The 23,070-nt window shown below is 53.5% G+C and carries 17 protein-coding genes, 2 tRNA genes, 3 rRNA genes and 1 riboswitch; of the genes, 7 read left to right on the forward strand and 15 right to left on the reverse strand.

Translation table 11 applies throughout. From position 1 onward, the window contains the following. Positions 1-49 precede the first annotated feature (49 nt). The 3 genes from metA to NXS97_RS12040 form a co-directional block, all read right to left on the reverse strand. Positions 50-979 (reverse strand): homoserine O-succinyltransferase, encoded by a 930-nt coding sequence (metA, locus tag NXS97_RS12030; RefSeq protein ID WP_013024132.1) that lies wholly within the window; start codon positions 977-979, stop codon positions 50-52. Positions 980-1,159: 180 nt separating this feature from the next. Further along, complete coding sequence (locus NXS97_RS12035) at positions 1,160-1,885, reverse strand: substrate-binding domain-containing protein (RefSeq protein ID WP_105082572.1); 726 nt, start codon at positions 1,883-1,885, stop codon at positions 1,160-1,162. Beyond that, positions 1,854-2,900, reverse strand: a complete 1,047-nt coding sequence (locus NXS97_RS12040) for an ABC transporter substrate-binding protein (protein WP_015701279.1) — start codon at positions 2,898-2,900, stop codon at positions 1,854-1,856. Before NXS97_RS12040 ends, NXS97_RS12035 begins: the two co-directional genes overlap by 32 nt. Before the next feature lie 622 nt (positions 2,901-3,522). On the opposite strand from NXS97_RS12040, the gene NXS97_RS12045 reads away from it, so the two are divergent. Then, positions 3,523-3,738, forward strand: a complete 216-nt coding sequence (locus tag NXS97_RS12045) for a DUF1471 domain-containing protein (protein WP_014606960.1) — start codon at positions 3,523-3,525, stop codon at positions 3,736-3,738. Positions 3,739-4,111: 373 nt separating this feature from the next. Here the strand turns inward: NXS97_RS12045 and rrf are convergent. From rrf to NXS97_RS12070, 5 genes are all read right to left on the reverse strand, one after another. Then, positions 4,112-4,227: ribosomal RNA gene (gene rrf / locus NXS97_RS12050) — 5S ribosomal RNA — on the reverse strand. Positions 4,228-4,456: 229 nt separating this feature from the next. Next, positions 4,457-7,362 (reverse strand): 23S ribosomal RNA (locus NXS97_RS12055). A gap of 207 nt (positions 7,363-7,569) precedes the next feature. Continuing rightward, positions 7,570-7,645, reverse strand: a tRNA-Ala gene (locus tag NXS97_RS12060). A gap of 142 nt (positions 7,646-7,787) precedes the next feature. Then, positions 7,788-7,864, reverse strand: a tRNA-Ile gene (locus tag NXS97_RS12065). A gap of 73 nt (positions 7,865-7,937) precedes the next feature. Further along, a 16S ribosomal RNA gene (locus tag NXS97_RS12070) occupies positions 7,938-9,479 on the reverse strand. Together the 16S, 23S and 5S rRNA genes with 2 tRNA genes alongside form the textbook arrangement of a ribosomal RNA operon. Positions 9,480-10,114: 635 nt before the next feature. On the opposite strand from NXS97_RS12070, the gene purH reads away from it, so the two are divergent. Continuing rightward, positions 10,115-11,704: a bifunctional phosphoribosylaminoimidazolecarboxamide formyltransferase/IMP cyclohydrolase gene (purH, locus tag NXS97_RS12075; RefSeq protein ID WP_116198044.1), complete on the forward strand. Its 1,590-nt coding sequence runs from the start codon at positions 10,115-10,117 to the stop codon at positions 11,702-11,704. A gap of 16 nt (positions 11,705-11,720) precedes the next feature. Beyond that, entirely contained in the window at positions 11,721-13,001 is a 1,281-nt protein-coding gene (purD, locus tag NXS97_RS12080; RefSeq protein ID WP_015701282.1) for a phosphoribosylamine--glycine ligase, read from the forward strand. 36 nt (positions 13,002-13,037) lie between these two features. Here purD and NXS97_RS12085 read toward each other — a convergent pair whose 3' ends face one another. The 6 genes from NXS97_RS12085 to nudC form a co-directional block, all read right to left on the reverse strand. Beyond that, the gene (locus tag NXS97_RS12085) at positions 13,038-13,700 is read right to left on the reverse strand and encodes a DUF1481 domain-containing protein (RefSeq protein ID WP_014595039.1); all 663 of its coding nucleotides are present in this window, start codon (positions 13,698-13,700) and stop codon (positions 13,038-13,040) included. Between the two features lie 68 nt (positions 13,701-13,768). Further along, a complete protein-coding gene (gene hupA, locus NXS97_RS12090) occupies positions 13,769-14,041 on the reverse strand; it encodes a nucleoid-associated protein HU-alpha (protein ID WP_006121511.1) in 273 nt (90 codons plus the stop codon). Between the two features lie 188 nt (positions 14,042-14,229). After that, positions 14,230-14,820 carry a YjaG family protein gene (locus NXS97_RS12095; RefSeq protein WP_013024125.1) on the reverse strand — a complete coding sequence of 197 codons (591 nt, stop codon included), beginning with the start codon at positions 14,818-14,820 and terminating at the stop codon, positions 14,230-14,232. A 62-nt stretch (positions 14,821-14,882) separates the two neighbouring features. Then, on the reverse strand, positions 14,883-15,551 hold the full coding sequence (gene nfi / locus NXS97_RS12100; RefSeq protein ID WP_014595037.1) for a deoxyribonuclease V: 669 nt from the start codon (positions 15,549-15,551) through the stop codon (positions 14,883-14,885). Beyond that, positions 15,551-16,621, reverse strand: a complete 1,071-nt coding sequence (gene hemE, locus NXS97_RS12105; RefSeq protein ID WP_013024123.1) for a uroporphyrinogen decarboxylase — start codon at positions 16,619-16,621, stop codon at positions 15,551-15,553. The genes nfi and hemE overlap by 1 nt, the downstream gene beginning before the upstream one ends. Before the next feature lie 40 nt (positions 16,622-16,661). After that, entirely contained in the window at positions 16,662-17,432 is a 771-nt protein-coding gene (gene nudC, locus NXS97_RS12110) for an NAD(+) diphosphatase (protein WP_022622900.1), read from the reverse strand. A 197-nt stretch (positions 17,433-17,629) separates the two neighbouring features. Here nudC and NXS97_RS12115 point away from each other — a divergent pair, with 197 nt between their 5' ends. The 3 genes from NXS97_RS12115 to thiE all read left to right on the forward strand — a co-directional run bounded on the left by NXS97_RS12115 (position 17,630) and on the right by thiE (position 21,053). Next, positions 17,630-18,133, forward strand: a complete 504-nt coding sequence (locus NXS97_RS12115) for an Rsd/AlgQ family anti-sigma factor (protein WP_013024121.1) — start codon at positions 17,630-17,632, stop codon at positions 18,131-18,133. A 180-nt stretch (positions 18,134-18,313) separates the two neighbouring features. Further along, positions 18,314-18,412, forward strand: a riboswitch (TPP riboswitch). A gap of 85 nt (positions 18,413-18,497) precedes the next feature. Beyond that, on the forward strand, positions 18,498-20,420 hold the full coding sequence (thiC, locus tag NXS97_RS12120; protein ID WP_013024120.1) for a phosphomethylpyrimidine synthase ThiC: 1,923 nt from the start codon (positions 18,498-18,500) through the stop codon (positions 20,418-20,420). Beyond that, positions 20,421-21,053: a thiamine phosphate synthase gene (gene thiE / locus NXS97_RS12125; protein WP_013024119.1), complete on the forward strand. Its 633-nt coding sequence runs from the start codon at positions 20,421-20,423 to the stop codon at positions 21,051-21,053. A gap of 114 nt (positions 21,054-21,167) precedes the next feature. On the opposite strand, the gene NXS97_RS12130 is transcribed toward thiE, so the two are convergent. After that, on the reverse strand, positions 21,168-22,691 hold the full coding sequence (locus NXS97_RS12130; RefSeq protein WP_014595034.1) for a PLP-dependent aminotransferase family protein: 1,524 nt from the start codon (positions 22,689-22,691) through the stop codon (positions 21,168-21,170). A 174-nt stretch (positions 22,692-22,865) separates the two neighbouring features. Here NXS97_RS12130 and NXS97_RS12135 point away from each other — a divergent pair, with 174 nt between their 5' ends. Next, positions 22,866-23,045: a DUF1127 domain-containing protein gene (locus NXS97_RS12135; RefSeq protein WP_071822338.1), complete on the forward strand. Its 180-nt coding sequence runs from the start codon at positions 22,866-22,868 to the stop codon at positions 23,043-23,045. Positions 23,046-23,070: the final 25 nt, after the last annotated feature.

Raw genomic sequence — 23,070 nt, forward strand, 5'->3', positions numbered from 1 at the left:
AAACCGTGCTGCCAGCGGCTAACACGGTTCAGTTGTCGCTAAAAAAGGATTATTCCAGCGTGGGATTCATATGGCGCAGATCAAACGGCGTAATCTGGTAGACGTAATAATTCAGCCAGTTTGAAAACAGCAGGTTTCCATGGCTACGCCAGGTGGCGCGCGGTGTAAGCTGCGGATTATCCTGTGGGAAATAGTTATAGGGTACTTCAGGATTCAGCCCGGCTTCATAGTCGCGTTGAAACTCTCCCGCCAGCGTCAGTGCATCGTACTCCGGATGCCCGGTCACAAACGCCAGCCTTTTGTCTTTGCTCGCCATCAGATACGCGCCGGTTTGTTCCGATTCAGCAAATAATTCCAGATCGGTATAATCCGTGATGAGCTGCGTCGGGAAATCAGCGTAACGTGAATGGGGAGCGAGGAAATTATCGTCGAATCCCCGCGTCAGTAAGGAATGGGGATGCAGTATCTGATGCTCAAAGACGCCCGCCAGTTTAGTCTGCCGGGTCTGTTTAGGAATGCCATATAAAATGTTTAATGCCGCCTGGACGGCCCAACAGACAAACAGCGTTGAGGTAACATGGTCTTTCGCCCACTCCAGCACCTGTTTTATCTGCGGCCAGTAAGCCACATCGTTAAATTCAACCAGGCCCAGCGGCGCACCTGTCACGATTAAGCCATCGTAGTTATCGTGCTGAATATCGTTAAAATTGCAGTAGAAGTTGTTGAGATGATCGCTGGGTGTATTCCGCGACTCCCGACTGTCGATGCGCAGTAGCTGGATATCGATCTGCAGCGGTGAGTTGGAGAGTAAGCGCAGAAACTGGTTTTCCGTCTCAATCTTCTTGGGCATGAGATTAAGAACCAGCACTTTAAGCGGACGGATCTCCTGAACACTGGCACGTGACGACGTCATCACAAAGACGTTTTCGTTACGTAAAAAATTCACTGCCGGTAATTCGTCGGGGACCCTGATTGGCATAGCTTAATCACCTCTAGTAACCATACATACGTTTAGACATCCAGACAGCCAAAGATAACCAGTTAAAGGCTAAATGTCGAGTCTGCATATCAACAGGTGAAAAAGTTTCAAGGCGCGGGGCAGAGATGTGACATCTCGCTAAGCGCGCCCCTGCGGAAAAGAAATTGAAAGCCTGTTCTGTCACTGGCTGAGGGACAGAAAACCGTACTGGCGTAAAATTTGTTGCGCGGTATCGGAACTCAGGAATGCCGCGAGCGGCCTGGCAGCGGCGGACAGCGTGGCCCAGCCATATCGTGCCTGGACATTGTAAGTGGAAGGAATGTTAAAAACCCGAAGCTGGGAAAAACGAGCCAGGCGAGGCGCATAGCTGGCGTAGCCGATAAACAGCTCAGCATGGCCTGCATTGATAATCCACTGCGCCGCCAGGTCACCCGCAGGCACAGGCAAGCTGTCTGGTCCGCCAACCATCGCGATCGCTCTTTGCCTGAGTGCATCGCCACAACCGGGATGGCGCTGTTCGATATGGTCAAACAACTGCAGGGTGTAATCACCTGAGGGATCGCAAAGCGGCGTTGAGGTTCCCAGCCGCAAATCCTCACGGAGTAATAGCGACAGCCAGTCATCCTGTTCAATGACGCAATCACGTTTAGCCGTCAGGCAAAGCCTGTTATTTGTAAAATGGCCGGTATGATCTGCCAGGCCTTGTTGGCGCAGCTTTTCTGGATGCTGTAGGTTAGCCGACACAAACAGGTCGCATATTTCACCCTGTTCAATGCGCTGACGCAGCAGACCGGCTGGCCCATACTGAGTATTTGCGGTTAAGCCGGATTCGGCATGGAAGGCGGTCATGAGCATCTTCCACACGTCATGCAGGCTACCTGCTGCCAGAACCTGTAGATTTCTCATGGTATGACGTCCGGTAGAACCGTTGATACCAGCGATTAGCCTGCTGCTGCATATCGATGTCGCGGAATTTATCTGGGTAGAGTTTTTTCGCCATCCACAGTTCGCCTAACCCTATGGCCTCCGGCATGGGATAGCCCCATGCCTTGGCATACTCAGGCATCAGCCATACCCGGTGATGTTTCACTGCATCAATGGTTCGCCAAAGGGGATTCTGTTGAATCTCCTTTACCACCTGTGGATAGCGGTCCTGAACGAAGATGACCTGTGGGTTCCATACGACAACCTGCTCCATGCTGACCTGCCTGAATCCCTGAATCGACGAGGCCGCCACGTTAAGGGCACCGGCATGCGCCATCATCAGGCCGGTATATTTACCCGCTCCGTAGGTGGTCAGATCGGGATTAGCCATATAGGCGCGAACACGCTGCTGCTCGGGGATATTTTTGAGACGGTCGGTGACGATCTGACGACCGGCGAATGCCGCTGAGATTAACGCTTTGGCCTGCTGCTGCCTGTTGACGACTTCCCCAATCAGCGTAATCCCCTCTTTTATACCCAGGTCGTACGCCTGATCTTCGTTTTGCATATTGGGGTTGATCTCACCCTGCTGTCCGGCGTCGTCATGGCGCAATGAAATTGCCAGGACCGGAATACCCAATGCAGAGATTTGGTCAATCATCTCTTTTGGCGCATAGTTAGTGACAAATACCACCTGTGGATGCAGCGCAACCAGCTTTTCCAAATCTACGTGGGTCAAATCACCCAGCAGCGCTTTATGCGTCAGTTCAGGTACCAGCGTCGCGTAATTGTCCCCTAGCTGCTGCTTCCAGTTAGCGAGAATCCCTACGATTTTATCTGTCGCGTTTAACTGCACCAGGAGATTCAGCGTTTGATGCTGAAGCACGACCACACGATCAACCCGATCTGGAATCGTAACGGTGCGGCCAATTTGATCGGTCACAACACGGCTGGCGTAACTGTTTAAGGCGGTAAGCGTCACTATGCCTGCAAGCATCAGGCGCTTTAATGTTGTATTCAATAAGGTTTCCCCGAAGCGTAATGCAAGAGATTATATAGCGCTTATCTGCCGCAAGGTAGCCTCTTGATGCGCATACCTGACCGCTGCTGTGCTCCTTTATCCTGTTTCCGAATCGGCGTCACCGAAACACCAGAAAGGTAAAAAGAGAACGGATGCGCTAAAACCATCAAGGCTGCGGAACTGGCCTTTAACGGAATCATGTTGACAGCTGACAGCGGGATACAGCTTCGCCCAGGTGGACAGGGCTTTGTGAACGTGTTCAGGCTGTACAGGCGAAGGTCAGATAAATCACTGTGCGGACGACTTGACGGTTTTTTAGATTACGAGCTGGTCAGCGGGCATAACTGGAAAGTGCATCTCACTATGCGCTGTAAACAATCAGGCTGAAAGATATTCCAGTGTATAGTTATATTATTCCAGTATTAAATCCCTACAGTTTTAACCTGCTGATATTCTCTTTTACATACTGAAAATAATGCTAGCAGGTTGATATTAATTAGAGCACAGGGCGTTAATTTTAAACTGCACATACTCTGCTAATTTAATTTTAACGGAGCCAGACAGACTCCTTCATCAACTGAAATAAAGGGGTAATATTATGAAAATCAATAAAGTAACGTCAGCTGCTGCTGCCGTGGCATTTTCATTGATGTCTTTCGGTTGTTTTGCACAAACCGTCTCTGCCACCTCATTAACACTGGATGGCGCGGTCTCTAAAATTGCCAGACAGGCGAAACAACAAGGCGATCATTTTAGAGTTATCAGTGCAGACACCAATAATTATGCCCACGTAACCGCTGAATTATATAAATAATATCGGCGCTAAAAAAGCACGTGACCGGCTGTTTTTAAACGCATTCCGCGTTTTTAAAATAGCTGGTCTTTTTTTGTCTTTAATTAATGCTGCCCATCTTATCCAACTCAACCAGGCGATCTTCAACGATTTTAAGGCGTTTTCAAAGATGCCTACTGATAACAGCCTGTCTGCCGTGTACCAGATGACGTGCCTGTGTTTTACGTCGCTCCGCCACTACACCAGTGCCTTGCTGCTGGTTCACCGTTGCCCGCTAAACGCCGGTAAAGGGATGCGTCCGGTCCGGAACGGCGCAGAGATGAGGGGTTATCTGCCAGATCGCAGACGTAAAAAAGCCCTGAACGTCAGTTCAGGGCTTCTTCACTTGTTTGATGCCTGGCAGTTCCCTACTCTCGCATGGGGAGACCCCACACTACCATCGGCGCTACGGCGTTTCACTTCTGAGTTCGGCATGGGGTCAGGTGGGACCACCGCGCTACAGCCGCCAGGCAAATTCTTTGTGCTCCGTCCTGCGTCTTTCACGCTGCTGCCGCGCTGGCTTCCCTCGCGCCGCTCAGTCACATACCTCAGTATGCTCCTTCACCCCGTCTCGGTTGCCGCCTTGCACTCAGCGCAAAATCCTTCGGACTCACGTCCGCAGAACAGAACTAAATTCTTTATCCGGTAAACAATGCTGAAAATTTAAATCGTCTCTCTACCAAAACGCCTCTGGCGTTGTAAGGTTAAGCCTCACGGGTCATTAGTACCGGTAAGCTCAACGCATCGCTGCGCTTACACACCCGGCCTATCAACGTCGTCGTCTTCAACGTCCCTTCAGGAGCCTTAAAGGCTCAGGGAGAACTCATCTCGGGGCAAGTTTCGTGCTTAGATGCTTTCAGCACTTATCTTTTCCGCACTTAGCTACCGGGCAGTGCCACTGGCGTGACAACCCGGACACCAGCGGTGCGTTCACTCCGGTCCTCTCGTACTAGGAGCAACCCCCCTCAATTCTCCAGCGCCCACGGCAGATAGGGACCGAACTGTCTCACGACGTTCTAAACCCAGCTCGCGTACCACTTTAAACGGCGAACAGCCGTACCCTTGGGACCTACTTCAGCCCCAGGATGTGATGAGCCGACATCGAGGTGCCAAACACCGCCGTCGATATGAACTCTTGGGCGGTATCAGCCTGTTATCCCCGGAGTACCTTTTATCCGTTGAGCGATGGCCCTTCCATTCAGAACCACCGGATCACTATGACCTGCTTTCGCACCTGCTCGAGCCGTCACTCTCGCAGTCAAGCTGGCTTATGCCATTGCACTAACCTCCTGATGTCCGACCAGGATTAGCCAACCTTCGTGCTCCTCCGTTACGCTTTGGGAGGAGACCGCCCCAGTCAAACTACCCACCAGACACTGTCCGCAGCCCGGATCACGGGCCTACGTTAGAACACCAAACATTAAAGGGTGGTATTTCAAGGCCGGCTCCACGCAGACTGGCGTCCACGCTTCAAAGCCTCCCACCTATCCTACACATCAAGGCTCAGTGTTCAGTGTCAAGCTGTAGTAAAGGTTCACGGGGTCTTTCCGTCTTGCCGCGGGTACACTGCATCTTCACAGCGATTTCAATTTCACTGAGTCTCGGGTGGAGACAGCCTGGCCATCATTACGCCATTCGTGCAGGTCGGAACTTACCCGACAAGGAATTTCGCTACCTTAGGACCGTTATAGTTACGGCCGCCGTTTACCGGGGCTTCGATCAAGAGCTTCTCCTTGCGGATAACCCCATCAATTAACCTTCCGGCACCGGGCAGGCGTCACACCGTATACGTCCACTTTCGTGTTTGCACAGTGCTGTGTTTTTAATAAACAGTTGCAGCCAGCTGGTATCTTCGACTGGCTTCAGCTCCGGGAGCAAGTCCCTTCACCTACGCGCCAGCGTGCCTTCTCCCGAAGTTACGGCACCATTTTGCCTAGTTCCTTCACCCGAGTTCTCTCAAGCGCCTTGGTATTCTCTACCTGACCACCTGTGTCGGTTTGGGGTACGATTTTGTGTTACCTGATGCTTAGAGGCTTTTCCTGGAAGCAGGGCATTTATCACTTCAGCACCGTAGTGCCTCGTCGTCACGCCTCAGTGTAAAGTGAACCGGATTTGCCTGGAACACACACCTACACGCTTAAACCGGGACAACCGTCGCCCGGCTGATATAGCCTTCTCCGTCCCCCCTTCGCAGTAACACCAAGTACAGGAATATTAACCTGTTTCCCATCGACTACGCCTTTCGGCCTCGCCTTAGGGGTCGACTCACCCTGCTCCGATTAACGTTGAACAGGAACCCTTGGTCTTCCGGCGACAAGGTTTTTCACCTTGTTTATCGTTACTTATGTCAGCATTCGCACTTCTGATACCTCCAGCAACCCTCACAGGCCACCTTCGACGGCTTACAGAACGCTCCCCTACCCAACAACGCATAAGCGTCGCTGCCGCAGCTTCGGTGCATGGTTTAGCCCCGTTACATCTTCCGCGCAGGCCGACTCGACCAGTGAGCTATTACGCTTTCTTTAAATGATGGCTGCTTCTAAGCCAACATCCTGGCTGTCTGGGCCTTCCCACATCGTTTCCCACTTAACCATGACTTTGGGACCTTAGCTGGCGGTCTGGGTTGTTTCCCTCTTCACGACGGACGTTAGCACCCGCCGTGTGTCTCCCGTGATAACATTCTCCGGTATTCGCAGTTTGCATCGGGTTGGTAAGCCGGGATGGCCCCCTAGCCGAAACAGTGCTCTACCCCCGGAGATGAGTTCACGAGGCGCTACCTAAATAGCTTTCGGGGAGAACCAGCTATCTCCCGGTTTGATTGGCCTTTCACCCCCAGCCACAGGTCATCCGCTAATTTTTCAACATTAGTCGGTTCGGTCCTCCAGTTAGTGTTACCCAACCTTCAACCTGCCCATGGCTAGATCACCGGGTTTCGGGTCTATACCCTGCAACTTAACGCCCAGTTAAGACTCGGTTTCCCTGCGGCTCCCCTATGCGGTTAACCTTGCTACAGAATATAAGTCGCTGACCCATTATACAAAAGGTACGCAGTCACCCCATAAAGAGGCTCCCACTGCTTGTACGTACACGGTTTCAGGTTCTGTTTCACTCCCCTCGCCGGGGTTCTTTTCGCCTTTCCCTCACGGTACTGGTTCACTATCGGTCAGTCAGGAGTATTTAGCCTTGGAGGATGGTCCCCCCATATTCAGACAGGATACCACGTGTCCCGCCTTACTCATCGAACTCACAGCCTGTGCACCTTTGTGTACGGGAGTATCACCCTGTACCCTGCGACTTTCCAGACGCTTCCACTGATGCACAAGCTGATGATGGTTCTGGGCTCCTCCCCGTTCGCTCGCCGCTACTGGGGGAATCTCGGTTGATTTCTTTTCCTCGGGGTACTTAGATGTTTCAGTTCCCCCGGTTCGCCTCATACAGCTATGTATTCACTGCATGATAGTGTGTCGGAACACACTGGGTTTCCCCATTCGGGTATCGCCGGTTGTTGCGGTTCATATCACCTTACCGGCGCTTATCGCAGATTAGCACGCCCTTCATCGCCTCTGACTGCCAGGGCATCCACCGTGTACGCTTAGTCGCTTAACCTCACAACCCACAGGCGTTTTACGCTGCGTGTCGTGAGCTTTTGAGAGACTCGAACGCGTTGTGCTGTGTTCCTTATTACGGAGGAACACGACAATGCGTCGTTTCAAATTTTCAGCTTGTTCCGGATTGTTAAAGAGCAGAATACTTCGCAGCACACCGTTGCCGGTACGCTCTGAAGTATTTTCAGAAAAAATACAGTAGTGAGTATGGTGGAGCTAAGCGGGATCGAACCGCTGACCTCCTGCGTGCAAGGCAGGCGCTCTCCCAGCTGAGCTATAGCCCCATACAGTTACTGCAGAGACCACTACTACCACTCAACCGAGTACACTTCGTGAGAAGTGCACTTCGTGCTCAGGCAAGGCGTGTGTCCGCGAAGCATAGTGAACTATGCGAGCCGGAGACATAACGCAGCATGAGTGCGAAGTTGGTAGGCCTGAGTGGACTTGAACCACCGACCTCACCCTTATCAGGGGTGCGCTCTAACCACCTGAGCTACAAGCCTGTAGAGGTTTTTTCTGCTCGTGACTTTCTATCAGACAATCTGTGTGAGCACTTCGCGGGAAGGTATCTTCAGGTAAGGAGGTGATCCAACCGCAGGTTCCCCTACGGTTACCTTGTTACGACTTCACCCCAGTCATGAATCACAAAGTGGTAAGCGCCCTCCCGAAGGTTAAGCTACCTACTTCTTTTGCAACCCACTCCCATGGTGTGACGGGCGGTGTGTACAAGGCCCGGGAACGTATTCACCGTGGCATTCTGATCCACGATTACTAGCGATTCCGACTTCACGGAGTCGAGTTGCAGACTCCGATCCGGACTACGACGCACTTTATGAGGTCCGCTTGCTCTCGCGAGGTCGCTTCTCTTTGTATGCGCCATTGTAGCACGTGTGTAGCCCTACTCGTAAGGGCCATGATGACTTGACGTCATCCCCACCTTCCTCCGGTTTATCACCGGCAGTCTCCTTTGAGTTCCCGACCGAATCGCTGGCAACAAAGGATAAGGGTTGCGCTCGTTGCGGGACTTAACCCAACATTTCACAACACGAGCTGACGACAGCCATGCAGCACCTGTCTCAGAGTTCCCGAAGGCACCAAAGCATCTCTGCTAAGTTCTCTGGATGTCAAGAGTAGGTAAGGTTCTTCGCGTTGCATCGAATTAAACCACATGCTCCACCGCTTGTGCGGGCCCCCGTCAATTCATTTGAGTTTTAACCTTGCGGCCGTACTCCCCAGGCGGTCGACTTAACGCGTTAGCTCCGGAAGCCACTCCTCAAGGGAACAACCTCCAAGTCGACATCGTTTACGGCGTGGACTACCAGGGTATCTAATCCTGTTTGCTCCCCACGCTTTCGCACCTGAGCGTCAGTCTTCGTCCAGGGGGCCGCCTTCGCCACCGGTATTCCTCCAGATCTCTACGCATTTCACCGCTACACCTGGAATTCTACCCCCCTCTACGAGACTCAAGCCTGCCAGTTTCAAATGCAGTTCCCAGGTTAAGCCCGGGGATTTCACATCTGACTTAACAGACCGCCTGCGTGCGCTTTACGCCCAGTAATTCCGATTAACGCTTGCACCCTCCGTATTACCGCGGCTGCTGGCACGGAGTTAGCCGGTGCTTCTTCTGCGGGTAACGTCAATCAATGCGGTTATTAACCACATCGCCTTCCTCCCCGCTGAAAGTACTTTACAACCCGAAGGCCTTCTTCATACACGCGGCATGGCTGCATCAGGCTTGCGCCCATTGTGCAATATTCCCCACTGCTGCCTCCCGTAGGAGTCTGGACCGTGTCTCAGTTCCAGTGTGGCTGGTCATCCTCTCAGACCAGCTAGGGATCGTCGCCTAGGTGGGCCGTTACCCCGCCTACTAGCTAATCCCATCTGGGTTCATCCGATAGTGAGAGGCCCGAAGGTCCCCCTCTTTGGTCTTGCGACGTTATGCGGTATTAGCCACCGTTTCCAGTGGTTATCCCCCTCTATCGGGCAGATCCCCAGACATTACTCACCCGTCCGCCACTCGTCACCCGAGGAGCAAGCTCCTCTGTGCTACCGTCCGACTTGCATGTGTTAGGCCTGCCGCCAGCGTTCAATCTGAGCCATGATCAAACTCTTCAATTTAAAGTTTGATTTGCTGAAACAAGTCCAGCGGTGCTCATCTGTAAAACGTCATAATGAATTTCATTATGTGTTCACTCGTGAGGCTTTGATATTTTTTACGTCCGGAGACGCTGATATCAATCCTGCGAGTGCCCACACAGATTGTCTGATAAATTGTTAAAGAGCAGTGCGAACAGCGGGTTAACCGTCTGTCGCGAGGTGGCGTATATTACGCTTTCCTCCTTCAGAGTCAACCTCTTTTTCAGAAGTTTTTCTCCGGCGGTTCAGTTGCCTGACCCTCTCAACACCGCATTCCGTAAGCCGTTGTGCCGTGTCGATGGAGGCGCATTATAGGGAGTTCTCTCTGGCTGACAAGGGCTAAATTCAATAAAAATGACTGTTCGCTGCATTCCACAGCAAAACCCCGCCTTATACGCAGTTACACACAAAGTTATCCACATTCCTGGCCGCATCAAATTTAGACGAGCATCACGCAAACGTTTTCGCTACAATGCCCCGCAACGCAATGGATGCCCCTTTTCGGGGCGTTACCTGAAGTTTTTACGCTTTTGCTGCTCTATATAGAGAAAAGTAAGCACGCAAGCTTGATGTAACGCTCTTATTTACGCGAATCAAAGCCAAGGGATAAAACCACCATGCAACAACCTCGTCCTTTACGCCGCGCCCTGCTCAGTGTTTCTGATAAAGCCGGCATCCTCGAATTTGCTCAGGCACTCTCTCAGCGCGGTGTTGAGCTGCTCTCCACAGGTGGTACCGCTCGCCTGCTCGCAGAGGCGGGACTTCCCGTCACAGAAGTGTCTGACTACACCGGCTTCCCGGAAATGATGGATGGACGCGTTAAAACACTGCACCCGAAAGTCCATGGCGGCATTTTAGGACGTCGTGGACAAGATGATGCGGTGATGGCGCAGCACGCTATCAGCCCGATTGATATGGTGGTCGTCAATCTTTATCCCTTTGCCCAAACCGTCGCAAAACCAGATTGCTCACTGGAAGACGCCGTTGAGAACATTGATATTGGCGGCCCGACAATGGTGCGCTCGGCGGCCAAGAATCACAAAGACGTGGCGATTGTCGTTAAGAGCAGCGATTATCCGGCCATTATCGCTGAGCTGGACGCCAATCAGAACTCACTGACGCTCGAAACCCGCTTCAACCTGGCAATCAAAGCGTTTGAACATACCGCCGCGTACGACAGCATGATCGCTAACTACTTCGGTACTCTGGTTCCTGCCTATCATGGTGAAACCAGCCAACCAGCCGGCCGCTTCCCGCGCACCCTCAATCTCAACTTCATTAAGAAGCAGGATATGCGCTATGGCGAGAACAGCCATCAGGACGCCGCCTTCTATATAGAAGAGAATGTGCAGGAAGCCTCGGTCGCTACCGCCAGCCAGGTGCAGGGCAAGGCACTCTCTTATAACAACATTGCGGATACCGATGCCGCGCTTGAGTGCGTGAAAGAGTTTATTGAGCCCGCCTGCGTCATTGTCAAACACGCCAATCCTTGCGGTGTTGCGGTGGGTGAGTCAATTCTGGCAGCTTATGAGCGTGCCTATCAGACTGACCCGACATCTGCCTTCGGCGGCATCATTGCCTTTAACCGCGAGCTGGATGAGGCGACAGCCCAGGCCATCATCAGCCGACAGTTTGTTGAAGTCATCATCGCTCCTGCTGCAACGGAAGCTGCGCTGAAAGTGACCGCGGCAAAACAAAACGTCCGCGTGCTGGTATGCGGTGGCTGGCAGGGTCGCGTGGCTGCCCTTGATTTCAAACGGGTGAATGGCGGTCTGCTGGTTCAGGATCGCGACCTCGGTATGGTCGATGCCAGCCAGTTGCGCGTCGTCAGCAAGCGCCAACCTTCTGAGCAGGAACTGCGTGATGCCCTGTTCTGCTGGAAAGTGGCGAAATTCGTTAAGTCCAACGCCATTGTCTATGCGCGCGACAATATGACCATCGGCATAGGTGCTGGCCAGATGAGCCGCGTCTACTCTGCCAAAATTGCAGGAATTAAAGCGGGTGATGAAGGCCTGGAAGTAAAAGGGTCCGCGATGGCTTCCGATGCGTTCTTCCCGTTCCGGGATGGCATTGATGCCGCTGCTGCCGTGGGCGTAAGCTGTGTGATTCAGCCTGGCGGTTCTATCCGCGACGATGAAGTGATTGCGGCAGCGGATGAGCATGGTATTGCCATGATCTTTACCGACATGCGTCACTTCCGCCATTAATTCTGTGGAGCCTTTTATGAAAATTTTAATCATCGGTAACGGCGGACGTGAACACGCATTGGCCTGGAAAGCGTCGCAGTCGCCGCTGGCAGAAACCATTTTTGTCGCACCTGGTAATGCGGGCACCGCGCTGGAACCCGCGTTGCAGAACGTCGATATTGCCCCCACCGATATTCCCGCTTTGCTGGCCTTCGCTCAACGTGAACAGATTGATCTCACCATTGTCGGCCCTGAAGCGCCGTTAGTGGCAGGCGTGGTTGATGCGTTCCGCGAGGCCGGATTGAAAATCTTTGGTCCAACTCAGGCCGCCGCGCAATTGGAAGGGTCTAAAGCATTCACCAAGGACTTTCTTGCACGTCACAACATCCCCAGTGCCGAGTACCAAAACTTCACCGACGTCGCCCCTGCGCTGGCTTACCTGCGTGAAAAAGGTGCGCCGATTGTCATCAAAGCTGACGGGCTGGCTGCCGGTAAAGGCGTGATTGTGGCCATGACGCTGCAGGAAGCGGAAGATGCCGTGCAGGATATGCTGGCGGGCAATGCGTTTGGTGACGCCGGGCACCGTATCGTGATTGAAGAGTTTCTGGACGGCGAAGAAGCCAGCTTTATCGTGATGGTTGATGGCGAGAATGTGTTGCCAATGGCCACCAGCCAGGACCATAAACGGGTGGGCGACGGCGATACCGGGCCGAACACGGGAGGAATGGGTGCTTATTCCCCTGCCCCGGTGGTGACCGATGAAATCCACCAGCGCGTTATGGATCAGGTTATCTGGCCAACCGTACGTGGCATGGCCGCCGAAGGCAATGTCTATACGGGCTTCTTATATGCCGGGCTGATGATCGATCAGACTGGTCAGCCTAAAGTGATCGAATTCAACTGTCGCTTCGGCGATCCCGAAACACAACCCATTATGCTGCGCCTGCAGTCGGATCTGGTGGATCTGTGTCTGGCCGCCTGTGAAGGCAAGCTTGATCAAAAAGACTCACAATGGGATCCCCGCCCTTCACTGGGCGTGGTGCTGGCAGCCGGGGGCTATCCCGGCTCTTACAATAACGGCGATCAGATTCACGGTCTGCCGCTGGAAGAGGTTGCCGACGGCAAAGTTTTCCACGCCGGGACGCGCCTTGAAGAGGATCGGGTTTTGACGAACGGTGGGCGGGTTCTTTGCGTCACCGCGCTAGGCGATGATGTTGCTGCCGCACAGAAACGGGCTTACGAACTGGCTAAGCCGATTTCCTGGCAAGGCAGTTTCTGCCGACGCGACATCGGCTATCGTGCCATTAACCGTAAATAATGATCAAAGGGGCACCCAGTGCCCCTTTTTATTCCCTCAGAAATTCGCCTCATCCGGCGCATCCGCGCATTCATCTTTTTGAGTCACACGCAGCAACTGCACGCCTTCAGGCGCTTCCAGCCATGAAATCATCAAGGGTTCCGCCTTATCACGGCGGTAGTGCGTAAGCGTCTGCAGTGCATAACTGTCGAAAGCCGGCGTCACCTGCTGGCCCTCACAGGTTGTCACAACGCTTCCACCTGACCAGTGTCCTTGTTTCAGAAACACCCGCCCACTTAACAGCGCATCGCTGACTTCACGCATACGTTGTGCATCAAACTTGTAAAGCTCAACCGCATCCGGACTGACTGCCTCACGGCGCGTCGCGAGCTGGCGCTGCATAAAATTGAGATTGCCGCCTTGATCAAAGCGTAGCGTAACGTCGTCTGGCTTTTCGCCTTTCACCTGGCGTTCCACGCTGATCAGATCATCGCCGAGCCAGCGATAGTCCGTAATTTCACTTTTTTCGCTGTTGAACGGATTATAGAGCGTACGAATATGTACCGAGTGATGATCGGTATTCTTGCGCCAGATACGAACACTGCCGCGATCGGCGAGATAACCGCTGGCCGAGAAAGCCGGAATGTCGGGCGTTGAACTACACCCAATGAGAAAAGAGGAGAGAAGCAGGGCTGATAATCGCTGAAACAGCGTAGTCATGGTGGCTGGCCCCTAAACAAAAGGGGCGAAATCGCCCCTGTTTTAAAACGTTACCGCAGTGCGACGTCTTACTTAACGGCGTCTTTCAGAGCTTTACCAGACACGAATGCAGGTACGTTTGCCGCAGCGATTTTGATTTCTTTGCCAGTCTGTGGGTTACGACCGGTACGCTCAGCGCGGTGGTTCACTTTAAAAGTACCAAAACCAACCAGTTGTACAGCATCACCCTCTTTCAGAGACTCAGTGATTGCAGCCAGAGTAGATTCCAGCGCTGCCTTGGCCTGGGTTTTAGACAGGTCAGCTTTTTCTGCGATCACATCAATCAGTTGAGTCTTGTTCATAAGTTATCCTTAAAGTGTATTTATCGCTTGCTAAGCAACGAGTGCGAGGGAAAAGCCAGCTTCGGGCACTCTTCAGCCTGCACGCACCGATAGCCACAATTTTCAGCCCCCCAAATGTAGACCAGACTGGGGGCTGATGTGAAGCCTCCAGGCGCGCTAATTAAGGCCTGAAGTCACGTTTTCTCGCCTTATTGCTGAATTTTTATACCGATGTTACTAATTCCCGCCTCACGCAGGTCAGATCGCAGACCTTTTATCAATTCGAGGTCTCGCTCTTCACAATCCGCGAGCAGGCGAAAAATCTCCCATTGCAGGTCCCATTCATCGATGACAGCCTGATTTTCTCGTAGCTCTTCATCGGTCATTTCGCGACCTTCGTGAGTCATTTCCAGGATGGCAACGGTGGTGATCGAGGTCTTGCTGACTTCAATCGCATGTTCAAGCGTTTCACCGCTTAACTGCGAATGCAGCACTTCACTCAATGCCACGCAGGCATCAATGGCCGGATAGACACCGTAAACCTCAAACGCATCGCCATCGGGAATCGCCGCTTCAAGCTTTTCCAGTTGGCTGTCAAAATTGATCTTCGCATCTTTAACCGTCAGCGTTTCCCAAATCAGATCCAGAATACGGCGGTAAAGTGCAGGATCGGCAAACTCGGTTTGCTGGCAAAAAGCCACGTAGTTGGGATACATGCGCTCGCACAGGCAAGCCATAAACGTCAGGTGTTGCCAGCTTTCCAGCTTTGCCAGACGCAGATGTACAGGGTTTTGTAACATACACAGAGCTCTTATTCGTTTCGCTGGCGGCAGTGTAACCCAAAAGCGCCATACAAACAGTGTTAAAGCGCGCTTTGCCAGCGCAGAAATGCGGGTCGGCGAGATGCCACAGCATCCGCCCAGCGCGTGGGCTCCGGTAAACGGTAGCCCTGTGTGCACTTTTCTACCCATTCCAGAGCGCTGTCCAGACTGACGCGGTGTCCGGTGGCAACAAACAGCGGGTTACAGCGTGCCTTGCTGCGCCATACCCAGCCAATTTGTTCTCCTTTATCCATCAACGGCTGCCGACTGCCGGGCGTTTCATCCAGCGCCTCAACGTGCCCGCACAGACGCTTTTTCGCAACACCGATAGTGGGAACATCCACCATCAACCCAAAATGCGACGCGACACCAAGCCGGCGCGGATGTGAGATACCATGACCATCGACAAATAGCAGATCGGGCTTCTGCTCCAGCATGTCCCAGGCCGCCAGCAGGGCCGGATACTCACGGAAAGAGAGAAAGCCCGGAATGTAAGGCATGGTGGTATCAATGCGCGCGATGCGATATTCCACCAGCTTCATGGACGGATATTCAAGAATAACCAGTGCCGCACGCGTCACTGCGCCTTCCTGCTCAAAACCGACGTCTGCGCCACCAATAAAGCGTGGCGGCAGCACGTCAAAATCATCCTGCCGTACGACTTCTGCGGCCCGTTGGCGTTGCTCCGCGCGAAGAGCGGCGATATCCATTATGACGCCGAATGATACTGGCGTGACAGACGGTGCACCGCCTCAACAAATACGCCGGCATGCTCGGGTGGAACATCCTGATGGATGCCGTGTCCCAGATTGAAAACGTGGCCTTCACCCTGGCCGAATCCTTCCAGAATCGTTGCCACTTCCTGCTCAATTCGCGCCGGGGGTGCATAGAGCATGGAAGGATCCATATTGCCCTGCAAAGCAACTTTGTGGCCGACACGGCGGCGGGCTTCACTGATATCGATAGTCCAGTCCAGACCTAGTGCATCACAGCCCGTTTCAGCAATGGCTTCCAGCCACTGGCCACCATTCTTGGTAAACAAGGTGATGGGCACACGACGTCCTTCGTTCTCATGAAGCACGCTGTCGACAATTTTATGCATGTAGTAAAGCGAGAACTCACGATAGTCGTTCCCGGTTAACACGCCGCCCCAGGTGTCAAAGACCATCACCGACTGCGCACCGGCGCGGATCTGGGCATTAAGATAGAGGATGACACTGTCGGCCAGCTTATCCAGCATGGCGTGCAGCGTGGCAGGCTCGGCATACATCATTTTTTTGATCTTGGTGAAGGCTTTGCTGCTTCCCCCTTCAACCATATAGGTCGCCAGCGTCCAGGGGCTGCCTGAGAAGCCTATCAATGGTACTTCGCCGTTGAGGTTTTTACGGATGGTGCGTACCGCATTCATCACGTAACCCAGCTCCTGTTCAGGATCGGGCACCGGCAGGCGATCGACATCAGCACGGCAGGTAATCGGGTTGGAGAAGCACGGGCCTTCGCCTGTTTCGAAGTATAAACCCAGCCCCATCGCATCAGGGATGGTGAGAATATCACTGAAGAGGATCGCCGCATCCAGCTTAAAGCGACGCAGGGGTTGCAGGGTGACTTCGCAGGCCAGTTCGGCATTTTTGCACAGCGACATAAAATCGCCTGCCTGGGCGCGCGTCGCTTTATATTCCGGCAAATAACGCCCGGCTTGCCGCATCATCCATACGGGGGTGACATCTACAGGCTGGCGTAACAGGGCGCGCAAATAACGGTCGTTCTTCAGTTCACTCATCTCAGGACTCTCTCGGTATCAAGCGAGTAGTGTAGCACTCTCACGCCTCAGCGCGGCAGAGGGCCACCGTATCTTCAATTAATCGACGGGCGACGGTACCGGGCGGCGGCAGTAAAGGCAGCGCATCAAAGCGGAACCATCCGGCGTCCAGCAGCTCTTTGCCGTCATGTTGTAACTCGCCGCCATCATATTCCGCCATAAACGCCATCATCAGAGACTGCGGGAAAGGCCAGGGCTGCGAGGTGACATAGCGGACATTCCTGACACGCACGTTGCTCTCTTCCATTACCTCGCGCGCGACGGCCTGTTCAATGGTTTCGCCGACTTCGACGAAACCGGCCAGTACAGTGTAAATGTTATTACGCTGGCGCGCATGGTTAGCCAGCAGGATCTCGTCCCCCCGGCGAATGGCGACGATAATACAGGGCGCAATCTGTGGATAGTAGCGTTCACGGCAGTGGCTGCACAGGCAGGCAAATTCATGCTTGCTGGCGTGCATCTCATGGCCGCAGTAGCCACACCAGCGGTGAGAGCGATAAAATTCGGCAAGCTGTACACCGCGCCCTGCCAACTGAAACAGTCCCGGATCTTCGTTAAGTAACTGCCGCAAAGACAGCATATCCTCCGAACGTGTTTCGCAAATCAGCCAGACATTCTCCCCCTGCCATTCGCCAATTACGCGCCCCTGATGACCCGTCAGGCCAAAATGCTGCGCATTACCGTGAGGCAGGTCTCCTTGCGGTAACCAAATTTTTTGTTCACTGCTGACAATCCACCATCCAGCGTCTACGCTTGAAATTTCGCATTGCATTTATTTCGTCATCCTTAGCGTCAACCCGCACGCTGAAGTCCCGATGTTAAGTGTGTAGATGAACAACTATACCCAAATAATTCTGGTTGCAAGACGGCAACACGCTTATTTCTCCCCGGCAGGCTCGTGGAAAACAAGCGCACTTGACGCATCGCTAATCTGAAATATGAAGGTGCATAACTCATACGGAGTTAACTATGCTCAACCAGTTAGACGTTCTGACCAAACGCGTAGGTGGCAGTAATGAACTGGTCGATTCATGGCTGGCCGCTCGCCGCCAGTTACTGGTTTCTTATTACCATTTGGTCGGTATCAAGCCAAAGAAAGAGGCACTGACGCGTCTGGATGAACAGGCACTTGATAACTTTTGCCATAATCTGGTCGATTACCTTTCATCCGGCCACTTCAGCCTCTATCAACGCCTGATCGGAGAAATGGACGGTACCAGTCCGCTGTTGGCAGCAACGCAGATTTATCCCTCGCTGGAAGCCAACACCGAACAACTGATGAAGCTGTATGACGGACACCTGCAGCAGGCGATTGATGACGATAACTACGTCACCTTTCAGAATGCGCTATCGGAGGTCGGAGAAGCCCTGGAAGGACGCTTTACGCTTGAGGACAAACTCATCCAGATGGCATGGGATAATCACCTGACCCCGCCCGTGGCTAACGACAGCGAAATTGCCCGCCCCGCCTAAAACCTAATCGATTGTAAAAGACTTGTGATTAGCCAAAAGCCCCCTTATGCTGAGTGGGCTTTACGTTTAACGCCGAACGTAGTCGGTGTTTACGGTTGATACGTCATCTACGGGCGCTGTTCATGCTATCCCTTTTTCCGGGGTGAAGCCGAGCGGGCGCCGTAGCGAAATCGTTGAAACCTCATCTTGTCGGAGTGCCTAAGGGCTGAGACCGTTAATTCGGGATCCGCGGAACCTGATCAGGTTAGAACCTGCGAAGGGAACAAGAGTAAATTTATACGGTACGCCACCGAATGGTGTCAGCAGTGCCGTTACTCCTTCCGAACTCCGGACAAGCAACCTTCCCTCTTACTGGAATATTGCTATGTCTACTGCTAAAACGACCCGTCGCGAACAACGTGCTCAGGCACAGGAATTCATTGACTCTCTTCAGGGCGGCAGCGCCTTCCCTAATTCAAAACGTATCTGGCTTACCGGCAGCCGCGATGATATCCGTGTCCCAATGCGGGAAATTCAACTCAGCCCTACCCTGACCAGCGGCAGTAAAGAAGCGCCGGTTTATGAGGAGAATGAGCCCGTTCCGGTTTACGATACGGCCGGTGCCTATGGCGATCCCGCCGCACAAATCGACGTGCATCGGGGGCTGGATAAACTGCGGGCGCGCTGGATTGAAGAGCGGAATGACAGCGAAAATCTGGTGCAAATCAGCTCTGCCTACACGCAACAGCGGCTGGCCGATGACGGCCTGGATCACTTACGTTTTGAACACCTGCCCACACCACGCCGTGCGAAGGCAGGCCACTGCGTTACCCAGCTCCATTATGCTCGTCGGGGCATAATTACGCCGGAGATGGAGTTTATCGCGCTGCGGGAAAATATGGGCCGGGAACGCATCCGCGGCGAGGTGCTGCTGCAGCAGCATCCGGGGCACAGCTTTGGCGCCCATCTGCCAGAAAATATTACCCCTGAGTTTGTGCGTCAGGAAGTGGCTGCCGGGCGCGCTATTATTCCGGCAAATATTAACCATCCCGAATCCGAACCCATGATCATCGGGCGTAACTTTCTGGTGAAAGTGAATGCCAATATCGGCAACTCAGCCGTGACCTCCTCGATTGAAGAAGAGGTTGAAAAGCTGGTGTGGTCAACGCGTTGGGGCGCCGATACCGTCATGGATCTTTCCACCGGCCGCTATATCCACGAAACCCGTGAATGGATTTTGCGTAACAGCCCGGTGCCTATCGGTACGGTACCGATCTATCAGGCGCTTGAGAAAGTTAACGGTGTGGCAGAAGATCTGAACTGGGAAATTTTCCGCGACACATTGCTGGAACAGGCCGAGCAGGGTGTGGATTATTTTACGATTCATGCAGGCGTGCTGCTGCGCTACGTGCCCATGACCGCGAAGCGCCTGACTGGGATTGTCTCGCGTGGTGGTTCCATTATGGCGAAGTGGTGCCTGTCGCATCACAGAGAGAGCTTCCTGTATGAGCACTTCCGCGACATCTGTGAAATTTGTGCGGCCTACGACATCTCATTATCACTGGGTGACGGCCTGCGTCCGGGATCGATTCAGGATGCCAATGACGAAGCGCAGTTTGCGGAACTGCACACCTTAGGTGAGCTGACGAAAATTGCCTGGGAATACGACGTGCAGGTGATGATTGAGGGCCCCGGCCATATTCCCATGCAAATGATCCGTCGCAACATGACCGAACAACTGGAACATTGCCATGAAGCGCCGTTTTACACTCTGGGCCCCCTCACCACTGATATTGCTCCGGGTTACGATCACTTTACCTCCGGCATTGGTGCCGCGATGATTGGCTGGTTCGGCTGCGCCATGCTGTGCTACGTCACGCCCAAAGAGCATTTAGGTCTGCCAAACAAGGAAGATGTTAAACAGGGCTTAATCACGTACAAGATCGCCGCGCACGCAGCCGATCTGGCCAAGGGTCATCCGGGCGCGCAAATCCGCGACAATGCGATGTCCAAAGCACGTTTTGAGTTTCGCTGGGAAGACCAGTTTAATCTTGCACTGGATCCGCATACGGCCCGGGCTTACCACGATGAAACCCTGCCGCAGGAGTCCGGTAAGGTGGCCCACTTCTGCTCTATGTGCGGCCCCAAATTTTGCTCAATGAAAATTACCCAGGAAGTGCGTGACTACGCCGCAAGGCAGGAAGCCGAAGCCCAGGCGATTGAGGTGGGGATGGCGAAAATGTCTGATCATTTTCGTGAGCGCGGCGGTGAGCTGTATCACCCTGCGACCGCAATAAAGGAGGAATAAATGGACGCCTTTCCCGCAACCGCATCACGTCTGGGGCTCTATCCGGTCGTTGACAGCGTGGAATGGATAGAGCGCCTGCTGGAAGCCGGTGTGCGAACCCTTCAGCTTCGGATCAAGGATCAGCCGGACGAGGTGGTTGAACCCATGATTATTCGGGCTATCGCCGCAGGTAAGCGCTATCAGGCACGTCTGTTTATCAATGATTACTGGCAACTGGCGATTAAACATCAGGCCTATGGCGTCCATCTGGGTCAGGAAGATTTAGAGGTCGCTAACCTGCAGCAGATCCTGCACGCAGGCTTGCGGCTGGGACTTTCAACTCATGATGATGCAGAGCTGGATCGGGCGCTGGCACTGCGCCCTTCCTATGTGGCGCTGGGGCACATCTTCCCCACCCAGACGAAGGCCATGCCCTCTTCCCCTCAGGGCGTAGCTGAACTTAAGCGCCATTTGGCCCGGCTGCACGGCATCTCAACAGTCGCGATCGGAGGCATCAGTATTGATCGTGCGCCAGAGGTCCTGGCCACCGGGGTGGGCAGTATTGCGGTGGTGAGCGCGATTACTCAGGCAGAAGACTGGCAGGAGGCCACGCGTGTTCTGCTGCGGCTTGCCGAACCCGAAACGGCGTACTAACGCGCGTCAGCGCCCAGAAATACCTGCAGCCTGTGCAAAAGGCTGTTAAAGAGTGGAAAGCCGCGCACGGCAATGAGTATTACGGCTGGCGCGGTTTTTTTATGCTCAGTAAAGTCACAGGTGTCCGGCCGGAATGGCCGGACCAGGGCCAGTTCCCTCCTCTTTCTGGCCCTGCTCCTCAACCACAGGTAAAGAGGTATGTGCCCTTGGCCGATCGTGGACACATGCCGCTATCGCCTGCTCAACGGCGCTGCCCGTTATCGCCAGTGCCCGTTCAACTTTATCGCTGGCAGGCAAGGCATAGTTCAGGCGCAGGCAGTTGCGATATTTGCCCGAGGCGGAAAACAGCGAACCCACAGCAATCTGTATCCCGGACTCCCGCAGCGTATTGTTAAGTTGCACGGCGTCAAAGGCTTCTGGCAGTTCAATCCACATCAGAAATCCCCCCTGAGGCCGCGTGACGCAGATTCCACAGGGGAAATAGTGCCGAACCCAGCAAATAAAGGTTTCGTAGTTGTGTTGGTAAACCTGACGCATCCGCCGCAGATGGGTCTGGTAATGCCCCTGATGAATAAACTCTGCAACTGCGTGCTGAGGCTGAGTCGCAGTAGACCCGGTCCCGATGTATTTCATATGCAGAACCCGATCGCGGTAGCGCCCCGGCGCCACCCAGCCTACGCGCAGACCCGGCGCCAGCGTTTTTGAAAATGAACTGCATAACAATACGCGCCCGTCTTCATCCATCGATTTAATGGATGAAGGCCGTGGATACTCCCAGGCCAACTCGCCATAGACATCGTCTTCAATAATCGCGGCGTCAAAACGTTGCGCCAAGGCCAGCAGGGCGCGCTTGCGCTTCTCTGGCATGATGAAACCAAGTGGGTTATTACAGTTGGGCACCACCACGACGGCCTTAATCGGCCACTGATCAAAGGCCAGCTCCAGCGCCTCAAGACTGATGCCCGTTACCGCATCAGTGGGGATCTCAATGGCGCGAATGCCAAAACCGCGCAGCGTTTGCATGATGCCGTGAAACGATGGTGATTCTACGGCGATGATATCGCCCGGCTGGCAGACAGCGCGAACGGAAACAGACAGGGCTTCATGGCAACCCGTCGTAATGACAATATCTTCATGGCTGAGCTGACAGCCACTGTCAATCATCAGCCGGGCGATCTGCTCTCGCAGGCAGGTCACCCCATACAGATTATCGTAATTCAGCAGAGTGCTTTCCTGCTTCTGTGCCTGCCGACTAAACGCTTTCCAGAGCGGCTTCAGGGTAGACTGTGTGAGGTCCGGCATGCCGCTGCCCAACTGCAATATGTCATCTTCCAGCCGGCTGTTAAGCAGATCAAAGACCGCATCCCACTGCGTGATTTCCACCGGGCGCTGTACCGGTCGGGTCAGTGCCGGAATGGGCGGCATCGCTTTATGCGGCGCAACATAATAGCCCGAACGGGACTGCGGGATGATCAACTGTTTCTGCTCCAGCAAATAATAGGCCTGTTGCACGGTGCTAATACTGACACCGTGTTCAGCACTCAGGCTGCGCACCGAGGGCAACCGTTCGCCGTTCCGATACAAACCCTGCGCAATGCGCTTTTCCAGCAGCATGGCTAAATGTTGATAACGCGTCATTGTATGCCTTATGAAGTTTGATTGCCCCGCAAAGCGGTACAGATTAACGCTATTTCTACCATTCAGATGCGTCAACGCGCAATCTGTATGTTAAATATTTGTTCATGGTGAGTCTGTATTGAACAGACGGTCTACGTGAAAATGTTTCTCAGATAAACAACGAGGGGCAGGATCATGGGATATGAAGAAAACCGCGCGGCTAAGCCATTTGTCATAAGACCGTTTCGGTTCTTGCGCATTGTCTGGGGGAGCATCCGACGCTGGCAATGCCAGCGGGAAACCCGCGCTATTTTGTCCAGGCTTAGCGATTGTCAGTTAAAAGACATTGGGTTAAATCGACGCGATATTCACTGATAGCTTAAAGATAAAAAAAAAACCC

Source organism: Pantoea sp. B623 (genome assembly GCF_024814475.1).
Lineage (GTDB): Bacteria > Pseudomonadota > Gammaproteobacteria > Enterobacterales > Enterobacteriaceae > Pantoea > Pantoea ananatis.

Bases quoted from the DNA above. Each gene is read 5' to 3' on its own strand.
- purD (WP_015701282.1), top strand. From the start codon at position 11,721: ATGAAAATTTTAATCATCGGTAACGGCGGACGTGAACACGCATTGGCC.
- hupA (WP_006121511.1), bottom strand. From the start codon at position 14,041: ATGAACAAGACTCAACTGATTGATGTGATCGCAGAAAAAGCTGACCTG.
- NXS97_RS12135 (WP_071822338.1), top strand. From the start codon at position 22,866: ATGGGATATGAAGAAAACCGCGCGGCTAAGCCATTTGTCATAAGACCG.
- nudC (WP_022622900.1), bottom strand. From the start codon at position 17,432: ATGCAATGCGAAATTTCAAGCGTAGACGCTGGATGGTGGATTGTCAGC.
- thiC (WP_013024120.1), top strand. From the start codon at position 18,498: ATGTCTACTGCTAAAACGACCCGTCGCGAACAACGTGCTCAGGCACAG.
- NXS97_RS12035 (WP_105082572.1), bottom strand. From the start codon at position 1,885: ATGAGAAATCTACAGGTTCTGGCAGCAGGTAGCCTGCATGACGTGTGG.
- NXS97_RS12095 (WP_013024125.1), bottom strand. From the start codon at position 14,820: ATGTTACAAAACCCTGTACATCTGCGTCTGGCAAAGCTGGAAAGCTGG.
- NXS97_RS12130 (WP_014595034.1), bottom strand. From the start codon at position 22,691: ATGACGCGTTATCAACATTTAGCCATGCTGCTGGAAAAGCGCATTGCG.
- NXS97_RS12040 (WP_015701279.1), bottom strand. From the start codon at position 2,900: ATGCTTGCAGGCATAGTGACGCTTACCGCCTTAAACAGTTACGCCAGC.
- thiE (WP_013024119.1), top strand. From the start codon at position 20,421: ATGGACGCCTTTCCCGCAACCGCATCACGTCTGGGGCTCTATCCGGTC.
- NXS97_RS12085 (WP_014595039.1), bottom strand. From the start codon at position 13,700: ATGACTACGCTGTTTCAGCGATTATCAGCCCTGCTTCTCTCCTCTTTT.
- NXS97_RS12045 (WP_014606960.1), top strand. From the start codon at position 3,523: ATGAAAATCAATAAAGTAACGTCAGCTGCTGCTGCCGTGGCATTTTCA.
- purH (WP_116198044.1), top strand. From the start codon at position 10,115: ATGCAACAACCTCGTCCTTTACGCCGCGCCCTGCTCAGTGTTTCTGAT.
- NXS97_RS12115 (WP_013024121.1), top strand. From the start codon at position 17,630: ATGCTCAACCAGTTAGACGTTCTGACCAAACGCGTAGGTGGCAGTAAT.
- nfi (WP_014595037.1), bottom strand. From the start codon at position 15,551: ATGGATATCGCCGCTCTTCGCGCGGAGCAACGCCAACGGGCCGCAGAA.
- hemE (WP_013024123.1), bottom strand. From the start codon at position 16,621: ATGAGTGAACTGAAGAACGACCGTTATTTGCGCGCCCTGTTACGCCAG.
- metA (WP_013024132.1), bottom strand. From the start codon at position 979: ATGCCAATCAGGGTCCCCGACGAATTACCGGCAGTGAATTTTTTACGT.